The sequence below is a fragment of the Streptomyces sp. NPDC001393 genome, from assembly GCF_053597455.1.
Genome location: NZ_JBSFIH010000029.1, coordinates 59378 through 76561, shown reverse-complemented (window position 1 = coordinate 76561; position 17184 = coordinate 59378). Strand labels below are relative to the sequence as shown.

The 17184-nt window shown below is 71.0% G+C and carries 14 protein-coding genes and 1 tRNA gene; 7 read left to right on the top strand and 8 right to left on the bottom strand.

Features of this window, described 5'->3' with window-relative positions; translation table 11 throughout:
* Positions 1-6 precede the first annotated feature (6 nt).
* Complete coding sequence (locus ACWC2T_RS27675; protein WP_450673064.1) at positions 7-1398, bottom strand: M1 family metallopeptidase; 1392 nt, start codon at positions 1396-1398, stop codon at positions 7-9.
* A 92-nt stretch (positions 1399-1490) separates the two neighbouring features.
* On the opposite strand from ACWC2T_RS27675, the gene ACWC2T_RS27670 reads away from it, so the two are divergent.
* Entirely contained in the window at positions 1491-1991 is a 501-nt protein-coding gene (locus ACWC2T_RS27670) for a hypothetical protein (RefSeq protein ID WP_450673063.1), read from the top strand.
* Positions 1992-2040: 49 nt separating this feature from the next.
* Here ACWC2T_RS27670 and ACWC2T_RS27665 read toward each other — a convergent pair whose 3' ends face one another.
* Positions 2041-2730, bottom strand: coding sequence for a pentapeptide repeat-containing protein (locus ACWC2T_RS27665; protein WP_450673062.1), 690 nt, complete (start codon positions 2728-2730; stop codon positions 2041-2043).
* 217 nt (positions 2731-2947) lie between these two features.
* Here ACWC2T_RS27665 and ACWC2T_RS27660 point away from each other — a divergent pair, with 217 nt between their 5' ends.
* Entirely contained in the window at positions 2948-4462 is a 1515-nt protein-coding gene (locus ACWC2T_RS27660) for an MFS transporter (RefSeq protein ID WP_450673061.1), read from the top strand.
* A gap of 51 nt (positions 4463-4513) precedes the next feature.
* On the opposite strand, the gene ACWC2T_RS27655 is transcribed toward ACWC2T_RS27660, so the two are convergent.
* Positions 4514-5920, bottom strand: a complete 1407-nt coding sequence (locus ACWC2T_RS27655; RefSeq protein ID WP_450673060.1) for an NAD(P)/FAD-dependent oxidoreductase — start codon at positions 5918-5920, stop codon at positions 4514-4516.
* 10 nt (positions 5921-5930) lie between these two features.
* Positions 5931-6584 (bottom strand): rhomboid-like protein, encoded by a 654-nt coding sequence (locus ACWC2T_RS27650; RefSeq protein ID WP_450673059.1) that lies wholly within the window; start codon positions 6582-6584, stop codon positions 5931-5933.
* Between the two features lie 285 nt (positions 6585-6869).
* Here ACWC2T_RS27650 and ACWC2T_RS27645 point away from each other — a divergent pair, with 285 nt between their 5' ends.
* Positions 6870-8840 (top strand): hypothetical protein, encoded by a 1971-nt coding sequence (locus ACWC2T_RS27645; RefSeq protein ID WP_450673058.1) that lies wholly within the window; start codon positions 6870-6872, stop codon positions 8838-8840.
* Positions 8841-8945: 105 nt separating this feature from the next.
* Positions 8946-9359, top strand: coding sequence for a DUF3592 domain-containing protein (locus ACWC2T_RS27640; protein WP_450673057.1), 414 nt, complete (start codon positions 8946-8948; stop codon positions 9357-9359).
* Positions 9360-9510: 151 nt separating this feature from the next.
* Here ACWC2T_RS27640 and ACWC2T_RS27635 read toward each other — a convergent pair.
* Positions 9511-9584 (bottom strand) — tRNA-Thr (locus tag ACWC2T_RS27635).
* A 214-nt stretch (positions 9585-9798) separates the two neighbouring features.
* On the opposite strand from ACWC2T_RS27635, the gene msiK reads away from it, so the two are divergent.
* The 3 genes from msiK to ACWC2T_RS27620 all read left to right on the top strand — a co-directional run bounded on the left by msiK (position 9799) and on the right by ACWC2T_RS27620 (position 12544).
* Entirely contained in the window at positions 9799-10935 is a 1137-nt protein-coding gene (msiK, locus tag ACWC2T_RS27630; protein WP_450673056.1) for a diacetylchitobiose ABC transporter ATP-binding protein MsiK, read from the top strand.
* A 210-nt stretch (positions 10936-11145) separates the two neighbouring features.
* Positions 11146-11607 carry a hypothetical protein gene (locus ACWC2T_RS27625; RefSeq protein WP_450673055.1) on the top strand — a complete coding sequence of 154 codons (462 nt, stop codon included), beginning with the start codon at positions 11146-11148 and terminating at the stop codon, positions 11605-11607.
* Positions 11608-11812: 205 nt separating this feature from the next.
* Positions 11813-12544: a nucleotidyltransferase family protein gene (locus ACWC2T_RS27620; RefSeq protein ID WP_351214170.1), complete on the top strand. Its 732-nt coding sequence runs from the start codon at positions 11813-11815 to the stop codon at positions 12542-12544.
* A 119-nt stretch (positions 12545-12663) separates the two neighbouring features.
* Here the strand turns inward: ACWC2T_RS27620 and ACWC2T_RS27615 are convergent, their stop codons facing one another.
* The 3 genes from ACWC2T_RS27615 to cysS all read right to left on the bottom strand — a co-directional run bounded on the left by ACWC2T_RS27615 (position 12664) and on the right by cysS (position 16978).
* Positions 12664-14361, bottom strand: a complete 1698-nt coding sequence (locus ACWC2T_RS27615; RefSeq protein WP_450673054.1) for a DoxX family membrane protein — start codon at positions 14359-14361, stop codon at positions 12664-12666.
* Between the two features lie 173 nt (positions 14362-14534).
* The gene (rlmB, locus tag ACWC2T_RS27610; RefSeq protein ID WP_450673053.1) at positions 14535-15476 is read right to left on the bottom strand and encodes a 23S rRNA (guanosine(2251)-2'-O)-methyltransferase RlmB; all 942 of its coding nucleotides are present in this window, start codon (positions 15474-15476) and stop codon (positions 14535-14537) included.
* A gap of 101 nt (positions 15477-15577) precedes the next feature.
* The gene (gene cysS / locus ACWC2T_RS27605; protein WP_450673052.1) at positions 15578-16978 is read right to left on the bottom strand and encodes a cysteine--tRNA ligase; all 1401 of its coding nucleotides are present in this window, start codon (positions 16976-16978) and stop codon (positions 15578-15580) included.
* Positions 16979-17184: the final 206 nt, after the last annotated feature.

The window sequence follows — 17184 nt, the reverse complement described above, 5'->3', positions numbered from 1 at the left end:
TGCCCGTCAGGGGTGGGCCGGCTTGCCGTCTCCGTACAGCCAGTCCTTCCAGATCTCGGCGAAGTCCTTGTGCGCGGCCTTCTTCTCCACGTACGCGGTGAAGTCGGCGGTGCTCACGTTGCCGCCTCGATGGTCGGCGGCCCAGCCCTGGATGATGTCGTAGAAGGCATCGTCGCCGGCCTTCTGCCGGATCTTCTGCAGGACCATGGCGCCGCGCTGGTAGACCGGGCTGTCGGAGATGTGCGCTGCGCTCGACGGCTTCGCGGGCGGGTAGGCCCAGATGCTGCTGTCGTCTCCGTTGTAGTAGTCCATGAAGGTCTGCTGGGCGCTCTCGCCGCCGTGGTCCTCCCAGTACAGCCACTCCGCGTAGGTGGCGAAGGCCTCGTTGAGCCACATGTCCTGCCAGGACTTCGGGGTGACCGAGTCGCCGTACCACTGGTGGGCGAGTTCGTGCACGAGGGTGCCGGTGTCCGGGGCGCCGGGGAAGACGGGCCGGTTCTGGGTCTCCAGGGCGTACCCGGCGTCTCCGGGGCGGCCGACGATCGCCCCGGTGGAGGAGAAGGGGTACGGCCCGAAGTTGATCTCCTCCCACCTGATGACGTCGGAGAGCTGCGCGAGCACCTTCTCGCTCGCCTTCGCCTGGGTGGGGTCGACGGCGGTGAGGATCGGCAGTCCGTGCGGGCCGGTGCTGCGGGTGAGGTCGAAGTGGCCGACCGCGACCGTGGCGAGGTAGCTCGCCATGGGCTGTGCGGTGTGCCAGTGCCAGGTCGTACGGCCGCCCTTGGTGGACCGGCCCGCCAACTCGCCGTTGGAGACTGCCTTCAGGCCCTCGGGAACGGTGACGGTGATGTCGTAGGAGGCCTTGTCCGAGGGGTGGTCGTTGCCCGGGAACCAGGTCATGGAGCCGACGGGTTCACCGAGGCCCAGGGCGCCGTCGGCGGTGGGCAGCCAGCCCTCCTTCGAGCCGTCGGGGTCGGTGAGGGTCTGCGGGGTGCCCGAGTAGCGGACGGTGGTGCGGAAGGTCTCGCCCCTGCTCAGGTCGTCGTGCGGGCGGACGGTGAGTTCCTGGCCGGCCCGGTTGAAGAGGGCCGGCCTGCCCTCGACGTCGACCGAGTCGACGTGCAGCCCGGCGAGGTCGAGGTCGAAGGCGGACAGGTCCTGGGTGGCGCGGGCGGTGATGACCGCCGTGCCGGTGAGACGGCGGGTGGCGGGGGTGTAGTCGAGGGTGAGGTCGTAGTGCCCGACGTCGTAGCCGCCGTTGCCGGCCTTCGGGAAATAGGGGTCGCGTACGCCGGAGCCGCCCGGGGTGCCGTGCACACCGCCGTCGCACGCTGTGGCGGTGAGGGCGAGGGCGAGCAGGGCCGCTGCGGCCGGCACAAGGCGCACGGATCTGGACATGTCAGCGATCTTAAGTGCCGGTGTTCGAGTGCCGGTGTTCGAGTGATCCGGGTGTCGTCGGGTTCCTGCCGGGGCGTGACACCATCTCTGACGTGCTCGACATCGGCTACGCCCTCTCCAACCGGTTCCCGGACCCCCCGCAGACCGACTACCGCCGTGCGGACGTCCACGCGCTGCGACACGACCTGTTCTGCGGTGACGTGTATCTCGCGGACACGAAGACGGACCGGGAGCTGTCCACAGCCTGGGGATGGGTGCCGGTGCTGGACTTCGCGTGGGCGCTGTGCGACATCGTGGAGCGGCTGGACCGGGACCCGATGGGCTCCCGCGCCGCCCGGCCGCAGCGCGCGGAGCTGGACTTCACCGAGTCGACCGACCGGATGCTGTTCGAGCGCCGTTTCGGCTGGGTGGACATCGAGGCCGACTGGATGCCGGCCGAGGAGGCACCGCTCACCTTCTCCCACTCCGAACTGCGCCGCGAGGCCCGTGACTTCCTGCACGACCTGATCGCGGACCTCACCGACCTCCACGAGGACCTGGCGGAGAACCCGGCGATCTGGACACTGCAGGCCCGCTTCCCCCGAGTGGCGTAGGCCCCTTCCCCCGAGTGGCGTAGCCCGCTTCTCCCCGAGTGCCGCAGGGCTACTCCACCCGGATCCCCAGCTCCGCCGCCAGCACCGGTGCCAGATCCAGCAGTTGCCCGGTGCTGATCACCGCCCCCGACAGCCGGTCCAGCCCCCGCACGATCTCCAGCGGAGCCGCCCCGCGCAGGTCCACGTCCGTCAGCGTGGCGCTGCCGAAGTCGGCCTCTCTCAGCGCGCAGTCGACGAACTCCACCCGCTCCAGGGTCGCGCCCGCGAAGTCCGGCTCGACCAGCACGCAGGACTCGAAGACGACGTCCTTCAGACGGGACTCGCGCAGATTGAGGTAGTCGATCTTGCCGCCGCGGACCACGACCCGTTCCAGCACGGCGCCGTGCAGCTGCGTGCCGCCCAGCCGGGCGTCGATCAGCTCGACGTCCCGGAACGTGGACTCGGCGAGATGCGTGCCCACGCCGCGCAGCCCGGTCAGGACCGAGTCCAGCACTCTGGCCCGGCCCAGCGCCGTGCCGTCCAACACGCAGCCGGTCAGTGCGCAGTCCATGAACCGGGCGCCCACGCCGTCCTGCCCGGTCAGGTCGGCGTCCCGGAAGTCCAGCCCGTCGTAGTCCCCGTCCGGCACCAACTCCCCGTCCGGCCACGGCCGAAGGGGCGGCAGCCGCAGCTCCGGCCGTCGCGCGCCCTTCACCCCTGCCCGGCCCGCCGCACGGCCGCCCGTCGCTCTCCTCGCCATGCCCCCATGCTGCACCCCACCACTGACAATCGCGCTGACCTGGAAAAACCCGGGCGACGTCACATTCGGGCCCGCCGATCAGTCCTCTTAACGGACCGACAGTCGTCCTCACGAACCAGGTGTCCCGATCCGAGGGAGGGCCCACCTCATGAACGCCCCGAACAGCCGGAACGCACACACGGGTGCAATACGCCCAGATTCGTGGTCTTCTGGCCAGATGAGTATCGGCCGAACGAGTGAAGCCGAGCCCCCTCGACAGGCTCCCGAGGGGACCGATCCGCACCGCTGGTGGGGCCTCGTCATCATCGCCCTCGCCCAGCTGATGGTCGTCCTGGACGCGACGATCGTGAACATCGCGCTCCCCTCCGCCCAGCGCGCCCTGCACATGTCCGACGGCAACCGGCAGTGGGTGATCACCGCCTACACCCTCGCCTTCGGCGGTCTGCTCCTGCTCGGCGGCCGGGTCGCCGACCTCGTCGGACGCAAGCGCACCTTCGTCATCGGACTCATCGGCTTCGCCGTGGCCTCCGCGCTCGGCGGTGCCGCCACCAGCTCCGGCATGCTCTTCGGCGCCCGCGCGCTGCAGGGCGCCTTCGCCGCCGTCCTCGCCCCCTCCGCGCTCTCCCTGCTGACCACGACCTTCACCGACCCCCGCGAACGCGGCAAGGCCTTCGGCATCTACGGCGCCCTCGCCGGCAGCGGCTCGGCGATCGGGTTCATCGTCGGCGGCCTGCTCACCCAGTACCTGAACTGGCGCTGGTGCCTGTACGTCAACGTGCCCATCGCCGTCCTCGCCGTCCTCGGCGCCTTCGCCCTCCTGCACGACCGCCCCGGCCACCGCGAGGCCCGCCTCGACGTGCCCGGCGTGCTGCTGGGCTGCGGCGGCCTCGTCGCGATCGTCTACGGCTTCAGCGAGGCCCAGCCCCGCGGCTGGTCCGACCCCCTGGTCCTCGCCCTCTTCGCGACCGGCGTGGCCCTGCTCACCGCGTTCGTGTGGTGGCAGAACCGCGCCCCGAGCCCCCTGCTCCCGCTGCACATCATCAAGGACCGCAACCGCGCCGGCTGCTTCCTGACCATGATGCTCGCGACGATCGGCATGTTCGGCCTGTTCCTGTTCATGACCTACTACCTGCAGACCATCCTCGGCTACTCGCCGGTCCGGACGGGCCTGGCCTATCTGCCCCTCACCGCGGCGATCATCACCGGCTCCACGCAGATCTCCGCCCGGCTGCTGCACCGGGTGGCCCCGCGCATGCTCATGACCCCCGGCATGATCCTCGCGGCGGGCGGCATGATGCTCCTCACCCGCATGGGGGTCGGCTCCTCCTACACCACCGAGATCCTGCCCGCCCTGCTCCTGATGGGCCTCGGCATGGGCCTGACCTTCATGCCCGTGTTCGCCACCGCGACCTCCGGTGTGGCGCCCCGCGACGCCGGGGTCACCTCCGCGACCGTCAACACCTCACAGCAGGTGGGCGGTTCGATCGGTACGGCACTGCTCAACACCATCGCCACCACCAGCAGCGCCGCCTACATCACCGCCCACCTGCGCACCGGCGCGCCCAAGGCCCTCGTGGTGCCGGCCGGCGTCGTGCACGGCTACACCATCGCCATCTGGTGGGCGGCCGGCGTGCTGCTCCTGGCCGGCTTGACGGCCGGCCTGATGGTCACGGCCAGGGCCCCGGAGCACGCGGCGCCGGCCGACGCCCCGGTACCCGAGTCGGTGACCTGAGGTACCCGAGTCAGTGACCTGACCCCAGCGGGCGCCCGTTCCGTCTCCCGTTCAGTGCCGCCCCGCCACCCGGTCCGCCGCCTTCGCCAGCCGTGAGGACTCCGTGCCGGGGCGGAGGCGTTCCCGCTGGTCGGCGGTGCGATAGGTGGCGTACATGCCGTGCACGCCGAGCCAGCGGAAGGGCTCCGGTTCCCACTTGCGGACCTTGTGGTTGACCCAGGGCAGGTCCGTCAGCTCGGTGCGGCCGCCCTGGCCGGAGTCCCGCTGGACCAGGTCGCGCAGGGTACGGGCGGCCAGGTTGGTGGTGGCGACGCCGGAGCCGACGTACCCGCCGGCCCAGCCGAGGCCCGTCGAGCTGTCGAGCGTCACCGTGGCGCACCAGTCGCGGGGCACCCCCAGCACACCGGACCAGGCGTGCGTCACCCGCACCCCGGCCAGGGCCGGGAAGAAGCGGGTCAGGATCTCGTGCAGGGCCTCGACGGTGGCCGCCTGGGTACGGCCGTCGTTGTCCGTCCTCGACCCGAAGCGGTAGGGAACCCCCCGCCCGCCGAGCGCGATACGGCCGTCGGCGGTGCGCTGGGCGTACACGTAGGCGTGAGCCATGTCGCCGAGGGTCTCGCGGCCGTCCCAGCCGATGGACGCCCACTGTTCCCCGGTCAGCGGCTCGGTGGCGATCATCGAGGAGTTCATCGGGAGCCAGGTGCGCCGCTGGCCCTTCAGGGACGCGGTGAAGCCCTCGGTGCAGCGCAGGACGTACGGGGCGCGGACCGTGCCGTAGGGGGTGACGGCGTGCCGGGGCCGGATCTCGGTCACCGGGGTCGACTCGTGGATCGTGACACCCAGGGCCTCCACCGCCGCCGCGAGGCCCTTGACCAGCTTCACGGGGTGCAGCCGGGCGCCGTGCGGGGTCCAGGTGGAGCCGACCGCGTCGGCGATCCGGATGCGTTCGGCGGTCTCCCGGGCACCGTACAGCTCCCGGTCCTTCTCGCCGTACGACAGCTCATGCTCGTGGAAGGCCTTGAGGCGGGCCAGTTGGGCGGGTGTGGTGGCCACTTCGAGGACGCCGCCGCGGTGGATGTCGGCGTCGATGCCCTCCGCCTCGGCAACCGCGATCACCTCGGCGACGGTGTCGTTCATCGCCTTCTGCAGGCGTACGGCGGCGTCACGGCCGTGCAGCTTCGCGTACCGGTCGCGGCCGGCGATGCCGTTGTAGAGCCAGCCGCCGTTGCGGCCGGAGGCGCCGTAGCCGCAGAACTTCTGCTCCAGCACGGTGATGCGGAGGAAGGGGGCGGCCTTCTTCAGGTAGTACGCGGTCCACAGGCCGGTGTAGCCGCCGCCGATGATCGCGACGTCGGCGGTCGCGTCCCCGGGCAGTGGCTCGCGTACCGCGGGAAGGCCGTCGTCGGCGTACCAGAAGGAGATCCCGCCGTTCACGACACTGCTGTGCGAGCTGCTCATGGCCGGGACGCTAACCCCTGACAGCGCCCGGTGTCTCCTTCGGATTCCATGCTTTTCCGCGGCCTCGGGTGAGCGGATAGCAGGCCAGACCGATCAGGACGGAGACGAAGTGGCCGAGGTCGGTGAAGGTCGGCCCCTCGGCCAGCGGGAGCCCGAAGATCACGAGTACCACCAGCAGGTACGCGTACCGCCACGGCGGGGCGAAGCGGTATGCGAGCACTCCGATGACCCCGGCCAGCGCGTAACTCACGCCCACATCGAGCGTGTTGACGGCCGAGTGCGGGGCCATGCCGTCGCGGATCGCCTTGAGCAGCGCGCCCTCGCTGATCAGCGTGGCGAGCACGTGCGCCAGCGCGCACACGGCGAGCCAGCGGGCGGTACCGAGCCAGCGCTCGACCGGCGCCTGGAACACGGTGTACAGCAGGACGTACGGCAGCCAGCGGCCGCTGTCGATCCACAGCGCGCTGGCCACGAGGACCCGCACCGGGTTGCGGGACAGCTCGTGGATGTTGGTCGACCGCTGCCGCAGGAAGTGGTGCTCGAACGCCGGCGACATCTGGTGCAGCGCGACGGTCGTGACGAACAGGACCGCCAGCCACACATACGTGCCGGGAGCACTGCGGATGTACGCCCATACGCCGCCGAGGCCCCGGAGAATTCGCATGAGCCGATTCACGCACGCCGGTGTCGTCCGGCCCGTGATTGACATCCCCGGCGCTCTCGCCGGTGCGCGGGGCGGGCGTTGTCGCCGCGCTGCCGGCCCTCGCGGCGGGAGGACGGCCGGCCCGTCGGGGAACGCCAGTTGGCGATCGGCCGTCGGTTCCGCAGCCGATTCTGATCAATCCTTTACTTGATTCTCATTGTCCCTGGCCGAAAAGGATCGGCAGCATTCGATGGTCATGGTCAGACCACCCGGTCTCCAACGCCACCACACCAGAAGGGCACTTCCTTGCTCTCAGGCAGACACCGGGCGGCGTCCACCGCCGCCCTGCTGTCCACCACGGCACTCATATCTGCCGGGATGTCCACCGGATGGCTCACCGCCACCGCCTTCGCCGCGCCACCGCCCCACGCGGCCGCCCACATCAAGCACCTGTGCGCGCACGCCACCACCCCGGGCCATGTCGCCTGCCTCGCCGAGGCCCGCACCGACATCGTCCAGCACCTGACCGTCAACCCGGCCACCACACCGTCCGGCTACGGCCCCACGGACCTCCAGAGCGCCTACAACCTGCCGTCGAGCACCGCCGGTTCGGGCCGGACCGTCGCCATCGTCGACGCCATGGACGACCCCAACGCGGAGTCCGACCTGGCCGCCTACCGGTCCCAGTACGGCCTTCCCGCCTGCACCACGGCCAACGGCTGCTTCCACAAGGTGAACCAGACCGGCGGCACCACCTACCCGAGCCCCGACTCGGGCTGGGCCGGCGAGATCTCCCTCGACCTCGACATGGTCAGCGCCGTCTGCCCGCAGTGCCACATCACGCTCGTCGAGGCCTCCTCCTCGAGCCTGAGCGACATCGGCACGGCCGAGAACGAGGCCGTCGCCCTCGGCGCCAAGTACGTCTCCAACTCCTTCGGCGGCACCGAGGACCCGGCCGAGACCACCGCCGACGTCCAGTACTTCAACCACCCCGGCGTCGCCGTCACGGTCAGCGCGGGCGACAGCGACTACGGCGTCGAGTACCCGGCCTCCTCCCCCTACGTCACCGCGGTCGGCGGCACCTCGCTCAGCCGCGCGAGCAACACCCGCGGCTGGAGCGAGTCGGTGTGGTCCAACGACGCCACCCACGGCACCGGCTCCGGCTGCTCCGCCGACGAGGCCAAGCCCACCTGGCAGACCGACACCGGCTGCTCCCACCGCACGGTCGCGGACGTCTCCGCGGTCGCCGACCCGAACACCGGCGTCGCCGTCTACGACACCTACGGCGCCGGCGGCTGGGACGTCTACGGCGGCACCAGCGCCTCCTCGCCCATCATCGCGGCCACCTACGCCCTCGCCGGCACCCCGGCCGCGAACAGCTACCCGTCCACCTACGCCTACGGCCACACCTCGGCCCTGAACGACGTCACCACGGGCAGCAACGGCACCTGCTCCCCGGGCTACCTGTGCACCGCGGGCACCGGCTACGACGGCCCGACCGGCCTCGGTACCCCGAACGGCACCGCCGCCTTCGCCGCCGGCGCGAACACCGTCAACTCGCTCCAGCCCGGCCAGAAGCTGACCTCCGGCCACCGGCTGAGCAGCGCGAACATCACGCTGACCATGGGCAGCGACGGCAACCTGGTCGCCTACCTCAAGACCAACGGCGCCGGCAGCAGCGGCCCGGCGATCTGGTCCACCGGCACCTCCGGCCACTCCGGCGCCTACGCGTTCATGCAGACCGACGGCAACCTGGTCGTCTACTCGAGCACCGGCACCGCCCTGTGGTCCACCCACACCAGCGGCCACTCCGGCGCCTACTTCCTGGTGCAGGACGACGGCAACCTGGTGGTCTACGGCTCCGGCGGCGGCCCGAGCACCGGCGGCTCCCTGTGGTCGGACGGCACCTACGCACGCTCGGCGACGATCGGCTCCGGCCAGAAGCTCACGGGCGGCTGGTGGACGCAGTCCAAGTACACCCGCCTGACGATGCAGCCCGACGGCAACTTCGTGATGTACCGCAAGCACGACGGCAAGGCCATCTGGTCCACCGGCACCTCCGGCCACTCCGGCGCCTACGCGTACATGCAGACCGACGGCAACCTGGTCGTCTACTCGAGCGCCGGCACCGCCCTGTGGTCCACCCACACCAACGGCCACAGCGGCGCGTACGCGGACATGCAGAGCGACGGCAACTTCGTCGTCTACAGCTCCACCGGCGGCCCGGGCAAGGGCGGCGCCCTGTGGGCCAGCAACACCACGTCGTACGTGCCCTGACGCACCTGACCTGAAAACGCCGCTGGCCCGGGGGAAACCCCGGGCCAGCGGCGTTTCGCAGGCGCGTGATCCAATGGGCCCCGGGCGACGAGGGGGTTCGCAGTCATGGGCGCATGGATCGGGGCGGGTGTTCCCCTGCTGATCGGGACGGTCTTCATGGCCGTCGGCCTCGGCATCCTGCGCCGCACACGAAGGCTGCGCCAGGAGGGGGCGATGGCGCACGGAAGGGTCGTCCGGCTGGAGACCCGGCGTGACAGCGACACACACAGCACGATGTACCACCCGGTGGTCCAGTGGGTGACCGGCGACGGCCGGACCGTCGAGGCCGTGTCCTCGATCGGCAGCAACCGGATCGTCTTCCGCCGGGGCGCGGAGGTGACCGTCTTCTACGACCCGGACAAGCCGAAGCGGATGCTCATCGACGGCTACGACGGCGGCGTGCTGGCGGTCGTCTTCTCCGCGGTGGGAGCCGTGTGCCTCGCAGCCTGCCTCCTCGTCGCCGGGTTCCTCATCACCTGAATCATCGGCGCGGCCGGCCGGCCCCGGCCGGATCCAGGATGTCGGCGGTGAGAGATCGCTGACCTTCGGCGAGCAGCTGCCCGCCCTGTCACGGCTGCTCGGCAGAGCGTCCCACCTGGGAGGGAATCCCAGGTGGGAGCCGGTTTTCCAGAGCCCCCTGTCGGATTCGAACCGACGACCTTCGCTTTACAAGAGCGGCGCTCTGACCAGCTGAGCTAAGGAGGCCTGCGCATGGGCGCCCGTGCAGTGTACCCAGGTATCGGCCGGGTCCTGTCGAAAATTTCCGCGAAGTTCACAGTCGCCCAGGTACTGACAGACCAGTGAACGCCAGGTACCGTCCTGAGCCAGTTCGCGCAGTTCACCTGTGTGGACTACACCAACCACCTTCCTACAACGGATCGTCCGGCACGTTCCTGCCGGTAGAAGGGGGCCCATCACCATGGCCACTGTCACGTTCGACAAGGCGACCCGGATCTACCCGGGTTCCACCAAGCCCGCCGTCGACGGTCTCGACATCGCGATCGAGGACGGCGAGTTCCTCGTCCTGGTCGGCCCGTCGGGTTGCGGAAAGTCCACCTCGCTGCGGATGCTCGCGGGCCTGGAGGACGTCAACGCCGGCGCCATCCGCATCGGTGACCGCGACGTCACCCACCTGCCGCCCAAGGACCGGGACATCGCCATGGTGTTCCAGAACTACGCGCTGTACCCGCACATGACGGTCGCCGACAACATGGGCTTCGCGCTCAAGATCGCGGGCGTCAACAAGGCGGAGATCCGGCAGAAGGTCGAGGAGGCCGCGAAGATCCTCGACCTCACCGAGTACCTGGACCGCAAGCCGAAGGCGCTCTCCGGTGGTCAGCGCCAGCGTGTCGCCATGGGCCGCGCCATCGTGCGTGAGCCGCAGGTCTTCCTCATGGACGAGCCGCTGTCCAACCTGGACGCCAAGCTCCGCGTGTCCACCCGTACGCAGATCGCGTCGCTGCAGCGCCGCCTCGGCATCACAACGGTCTACGTCACCCACGACCAGGTCGAGGCCATGACGATGGGCGACCGGGTCGCCGTGCTCAAGGACGGTCTGCTGCAGCAGGTCGACTCGCCGCGCAACATGTACGACAAGCCCGCGAACCTCTTCGTCGCCGGCTTCATCGGCTCCCCGGCCATGAACCTGGTCGAGGTCCCGATCACCGACGGCGGCGTGAAGTTCGGCAACAGCGTCGTGCCGGTCAACCGGGAGGCGCTGAAGGCCGCCAGCGACAAGGGTGACCGCACGGTGACGGTCGGCGTCCGGCCCGAGCACTTCGACGTGGTCGAGCTGGGCGGCGGTGCGGCCGCCTCCCTGACGAAGGACAGCGCGGACGCGCCGGCCGGTCTCGCGGTCTCCGTGAACGTGGTCGAGGAACTGGGCGCCGACGGCTACGTGTACGGCACCGCCGAGGTCGGCGGCGAGGTCAAGGACCTGGTCGTCCGCGTCAACGGCCGCCAGGTCCCGGAGAAGGGCTCCACGCTGCACGTGGTGCCGCGGCCGGGCGAGACCCACGTGTTCTCGACGTCCACGGGTGAGCGTCTCTCCGACTGAGCAGCGCGTTTGTACCGAGGTTGACGAAAGGGGCCCCCGCGGATGCCGCGGGGGCCCCTTTCGGGTCGTTCGCGGGCCTGCGCATACCCCGGCACAGCGATCATTTCGGGCGGGCCACGTCAACCCCTTACCCAGAAAGTGGCACCTCTTCATCCCCCGAAGGGGTGACTAAATGTCGCCAAATCATTACCCCGCGCTACCCTCACACGCGTGAAGCACTCCACCACCCCACAGACGCGACGCGGCCACCGGGGCGGCCCTGCCCGCCGGATCGGCCGCACTCTCGCCCTCGTCCTGCCCGTCGTCCTGGTGCTCTCCGGGACCCTCGCGGTGACCCGGGTCAACTGGACGGGGAGCCCCTCCAGCTCGGCGCTGACCGCCTCGGACGTCTCCTCGGCGGAGGTCTCCACCAAGACGGTCTCCCGCGCCCCGCAGGACGTGCTCCGCGACCAGCTGATGGGCGAGCTGCAGGAGGAGAACCCGGGCGTCGTCCTCACCCACCTCCAGCAGGCCGTGACCGAGCACCCCTCGCTGGCCGAGCACTGCTCCGGCATCGCGCGCGCCCTGGGGCAGCTCGCGGTGCGCATCTACGGCGCCTCGCGCGCCCAGTCCTACGCCCGCCCGGTGTGCGACACGTCGTTCGCCTCGGGCGTGCTCGCCGCGCACAGCTGAAAGCCGCACAGCCGGCCTCAGCGCACAGCCGGCCTCAGCGCACGGCTGAGTGCCCCGCACAGCTGAGTGCCGGGTGCGCCCGGACGTCGGTGACGCCTCCTTCGGGTACCGGTTCCTCCCCCTTCAGGGGCCGTCGAGGAAACGGCTCCCCAAGGAGCGCGTCGCTGCCGGCCGGCCCGAGCGGGGCGCCACGTACAGTGCGGTCATGACCCATCCCAACGCCGCGTCGCGCCCCACTCAAGCCGTGGTCCTGGCCGGTGGCCAGGGCTCCCGGCTGCGTCCCTACACCGATGACCGGCCCAAGCCGATGGTCGAGATCCCCGGCACGGGCACGCCGATCATCGGCCACCAGCTGACCTGGCTCGCCGAGGAAGGCGTGACCGACGTGGTGGTCTCCTGCGGCCATCTCGCCGAGGTCCTGCAGAAGTGGCTGGACTCCGCCGACCTGCCCGTCTCCGTGACCACCGTGGTCGAGACGGAGCCCCTCGGCCGCGGTGGCGGCCTCAAGTACGCCGCCGCGCATCTGCCCCGCCCCGACCGGCCCTGGTATGCCACCAACGGCGACATCTGGACCCGTTTCTCGCTGCGGGACATGGCCGACTTCCACACCGAGCGGGATTCCGTCGCGACCCTGGCCCTGGCCCGGCCGCGTATCCCCTGGGGTGCGGTGCGGACCGACGGGTTCGGGCACATCACCGACTTCATCGAGGCCCCGCCATCGACGTTCGAGATCAACGCGGGTGTGTACGTCTTCTCCCCCGAGTTCGCGGAGTTGCTGCCCGAGCGGGGGGATCACGAGCGGACGACGTTTCCGGGGCTGGCCCGGGAGCGGAAGCTGTTCGGGTTCCCGATTCCGCAGGGGGCGTACTGGCGGGCGATCGACACGGCGAAGGACCTGACGGAGGCGGCCAAGGAACTGGCGGCCCTGGGCCGTTAGCCGTCTGCGGGTGAGTTTCCGCCACAGCATCGAACCCCACAGCATCGATCCACAGCATCGAAAAGGCCCCGTACCTCCGCGGTACGGGGCCCTCTCCTGTCTCGTGCGTGTCTCGTGCGTCAGCCCAGCAGGCCGCCCACCAGGCCCTGCTCGCCGGAGGACGAGGAGCCGCCGGAGCCGGAGGAGCCGCCCGAGCCGGACGTGCCGCCGGTGCTCGTCGGGCCCGCCGTGGTGCTCGGGGCGCCGCCCGTCGGGGAGGACTGGCGGGGCGGGGTCTGGCCCATGGTGCCCTGGGTCTGGCTGGGGGTCGTGGTCGTACCGCCGGCCGTGCGGGTGGCGCCCGGGGTGCTCGCGGAGGGGCTCACGCCGGCCGTGGCGCCGCCCGTGGGCGAGCTGGACGCCGCCGGGGTCCGCTGGTGCCGTTTGCCGGGTCCCTGCGGGAGCGGGGAGCCGGGGAGGTTGTTGCGGGGGGCCTCGCCGGGGCCGGGGACGACGACGCGGCTGGAGTCGCGTACGGCGCCGCCGAGCAGGGAGCCGACGAGCAGGGTGAGGCCGGCGGTGACGGCCGTGATCAGAACCCCGCGGCGCAGGACGTAGCGGCGCAGGTCCCAGATGTCGGCGCGGGGGCCGAGGCGGCGCCAGGCACCGGCGGCGAGGCGGCCGTCCACGGAGTAGACGGGGGCGCCGGCGATGATCAGCGGGGACCAGGCGGCCATGTAGATGATGTCGGGGGCGTCGTAGGCGGGGACCGTCTTCCAGCTGACGGTGACGATCAGGGCGGCGGACAGCAGGGCGCCCACGACCGCGGCGACGCGCTGCCAGCAGCCGAGGACGGTCAGGACGCCGACGACCACCTGGAGGAAGGCGATGACCAGCCCGGAGCCGACGGGGTGGTGCAGGGCGAACTGGCGCAGCGGCTCGGCGACCTCCCAGGGGTGCAGGGTGTTGAGCCACTTGACCATCGAGCCGCGCTTGCCGCCGTCGAAGTAGAGCGGGTCGCACAGCTTGCCCATGCCGGCGTAGCTGGAGATGAAGCCGAGGAAGATGCGGAGCGGGAGGAGGACGACGCCGAGGTTCATCCGGCGGCCGGGGTAGTAGGCGTGCCGGGCCGGGTCGTCCCCCTGACGGCGGGCGGGGCGCGGGGCGTCGGGGTCGGAGGGGTCGGCGTACTCGTCGTAGTCGTCGTACTCGTCGTAGCGGCTGTGGCCGTCGGGGTCGTGGCCGTCGTACGGCTCGAAGTCGGCGTACGGGTAGGGGGGTTCGTCGTAGGCGCCGCCGACGGTGCGCATGTGCGGCAGCAGGCGGGTGCCGTCGGCGGCGTCGGGGGCCGTGCGCTGGTGGCCCACGACCGGGGTCTCGACGGTCTGTTCCAGGTTGTCGTAGCCGTCGCCGTAGTCGGTCCCGACGCGTGGGATGACCCGGGTGGCGCCGGGCTCGGGCTCCTCGGCGTGGCGGACGCTGCTGCCCCGCACGGCCTGGAGGAGCCGGTGGGCGCCGGTGTCGTCGGGGGCGGACTTGCCGCTCCACACGACGGGGCGGCGGCGCCCGGCGGCGGCGCCCGGCCGGCCCACCGCGCCCACGACGGGCATCCGGGCGGGGTCCTGGGCGGCGCTCAGATGCCGGGCGATCCGCGGGGATTGGGTGCGCCTCGCCGATGCGCCCAGCTGCACGCGGAAGCTGGCGTGATTGACGATGACCTGCGCCGGATCGCTCGGCACCTTCACCATGCTCAGCGCGGGAGCCTCGTCGGACCCGGACTGGAATCCCGACGAGCGTCCCCCCGTGGGTGTGCGGGGTGTTCTGGTGTCCACACTCATCTAACCGAGCGACGTGGTGTTAGGACACTGCTTGGACCGGGCGGATGTGTCCGGACCCCGTCAAAGCGGGCTCTCACGCCACATGGACGCCAGAATTACCCCGCAAGGGTGAAATTCCGGACGGGTGTTCAGTCCCGTCGGCGCGCCGATACATCAGCCGCGCCTGCGCGACCTCAGCTGCGCCTGCGCGCCGCCTCGTACAGGACGATCCCCGCCGCCACACCCGCGTTCAGCGACTCCGCGCCACCGGGCATCGGAATGCGGACACGGAAGTCGCAGGTCTCGCCGACCAGGCGGGACAGGCCCTTGCCCTCGCTGCCGACGACGATGACGACCGGGCCGTCCAGGGCCTGGAGGTCGCCGAGTTCGACCTCGCCGTCCGCCGCCAGGCCCACGACCGTGAGGCCGGCCTTCTTGTACGCCTCCAGGGCACGGGTGAGGTTGGTGGCGCGGGCGACCGGGGTGCGGGCGGCCGTGCCGGCGGAGGTCTTCCAGGCGCCGGCGGTCATGCCGGCCGAGCGGCGCTCGGGGACGACGACGCCGTGGCCGCCGAAGGCGGAGACGGAGCGGACGACCGCGCCGAGGTTGCGCGGGTCGGTGACGCCGTCCAGGGCGACGATCAGCGGGTCCTCGGACTCGTCGTAGGCGGCCTCGGTCAGGTCCTCGGGGTGCGCGTACTCGTACGGCGGGACCTGCAGGACGAGGCCCTGGTGGTTGAGGCCGTTCGTCATGCGGTCCAGCTCGGGGCGGGGCGCCTCCATGAGGTTGATGCCGCCGCGCTCGGCCGCGAGCTGAAGCGCCTCGCGCACCCGCTCGTCGTTGTCGATGAACTGCTGGACGTAGAGCGTGGAGGCGGGGACGCCCTCGCGCAGTGCCTCGACCACCGGGTTACGGCCCACGACCAGCTCGGAGGGCGACTTGCCGCTGCCCCGGCGCTGCTGCGGGCGGCCCTGGGCGCGGCGGGCCTTGGCCTGGGCGGCGCGCTGCTTGGCGTGCCCCTTGCGCATCTCGGCGGGCGGGGTCGGGCCCTTGCCCTCCAGGCCCCGGCGCCGCTTGCCGCCGCTGCCGACCTGCGCGCCCTTCTTGCCGGACATGCGGCGGTTGTTCGCGGCCATGACCTACCTGTTCTCTGCGTTCCCTGCGGGATAAGTGTGCGTACGTCTATGCAGTGTGCCGCCCGGGGGGCCGGGCGGCACAATCGATCAAGGGTCGGGGCCTACCGGGACCCGAGGGTCCAGCGCGGGCCCTGCGGGCTGTCCTCGATGACCAGACCCGACTGGTTCAGCTGGTCGCGGATGGCGTCGGCGGTGGCCCAGTCCTTGCGGGCGCGGGCGGACTCGCGCTGGTCGAGGACGAGCCGTACGAGGCTGTCGACCACGCCGTGCAGGTCTTCGCCCTGGTCGGACTCCCCCGCCCACTGCTCGTCGAGCGGGTCGAGGCCGAGGACGCCGAGCATGGCGCGCACCTCGGCGAGGCGGGCGACGGCGGCGTCCTTGTCGTCGGCGGCCAGCGCGCTGTTGCCCTGCCGGACGGTGGTGTGCACGACGGCGAGGGCCTGCGGGACGCCCAGGTCGTCGTCCATCGCCTCGGCGAAGGCGGGCGGGACCTCGGCGGCCGGCTCCACGGTCTTCCCGGCGAGTTCGGTCACGCGCTGGACGAAGCCCTCGATCCGCGCGAACGCCGACTCGGCCTCGCGCAGCGACTCCTCGCTGTACTCGATCATCGAGCGGTAGTGCGGGGTGCCGAGGTAGTAGCGCAGCACGATGGGCCGCCACTGCCTAACCATCTCGCTCACCAGCACGCTGTTGCCGAGCGACTTGGACATCTTGTCGCCGGCCATGGTGACCCAGGCGTTGTGCACCCAGTACTGCGCGAAGTCGTCGCCGTAGGCCTTGGCCTGGGCGATCTCGTTCTCGTGGTGCGGGAAGATCAGGTCGAGGCCGCCGCCGTGGATGTCGAAGGCGGTGCCCAGGTACTTGTGGGCCATCGCCGAGCACTCCAGGTGCCAGCCGGGGCGCCCCTGTCCCCAGGGGGTGGGCCACGTCGGCTCGCCCGGCTTCGCCGCCTTCCACATGGCGAAGTCGCGCGGGTCCCGCTTGCCGGTCTCGCCCTCGCCGGACGGCTGGAGCAGGTTGTCGAGCTCCTGCCGGGACAGCTGGAGGTACTGGGGGAAGGACCGTACGTCGAAGTAGACGTTGCCGTCGGCCGCGTAGGCGTGTCCGCGGTCGATGAGACGCTGCATCATCTCGACCATCTCGGTGATGTGGCCGGTGGCGCGCGGCTCGTAGGTCGGCGGCAGGCAGCCGAGGGCGGTGTAGCCCTCGTTGAAGGCGCGTTCGTTCTCGTACCCGATCGACCACCAGGGCCGGCCCTGCTCATGGGCCTTGGCGATGATCTTGTCGTCGATGTCCGTGACGTTCCTGACGAACGTCACGTCATAGCCGCGGTAGGTGAACCAGCGGCGCATGATGTCGAAGTTGAGGCCCGACCGGATGTGCCCGATGTGGGGTGCCGCCTGCACGGTGGCGCCACACAGGTAGATCGAGACACAGCCCGGCGTGAGCGGGGTGAAGTCACGGATCTGCCGGGCGCTGGTGTCGTACAGGCGAATGGTCACCACTCCAGAGTAGTGGGCGCGGGGTGGTGCCCAGTGCCGCACGCCTCAGAACATGCCCACGACCTTCTCCGGCGTGATCCTGACGATCACGCGATCGGCGTCGTTGACGGAGGCGGGGTTGCCCCGCCCGACAGCGGGCTCCGCCCGCGGGCCGCGTACTTCCAGCCGGTACACCACACACCCAGCCCAGCCCACCAACCCCAACC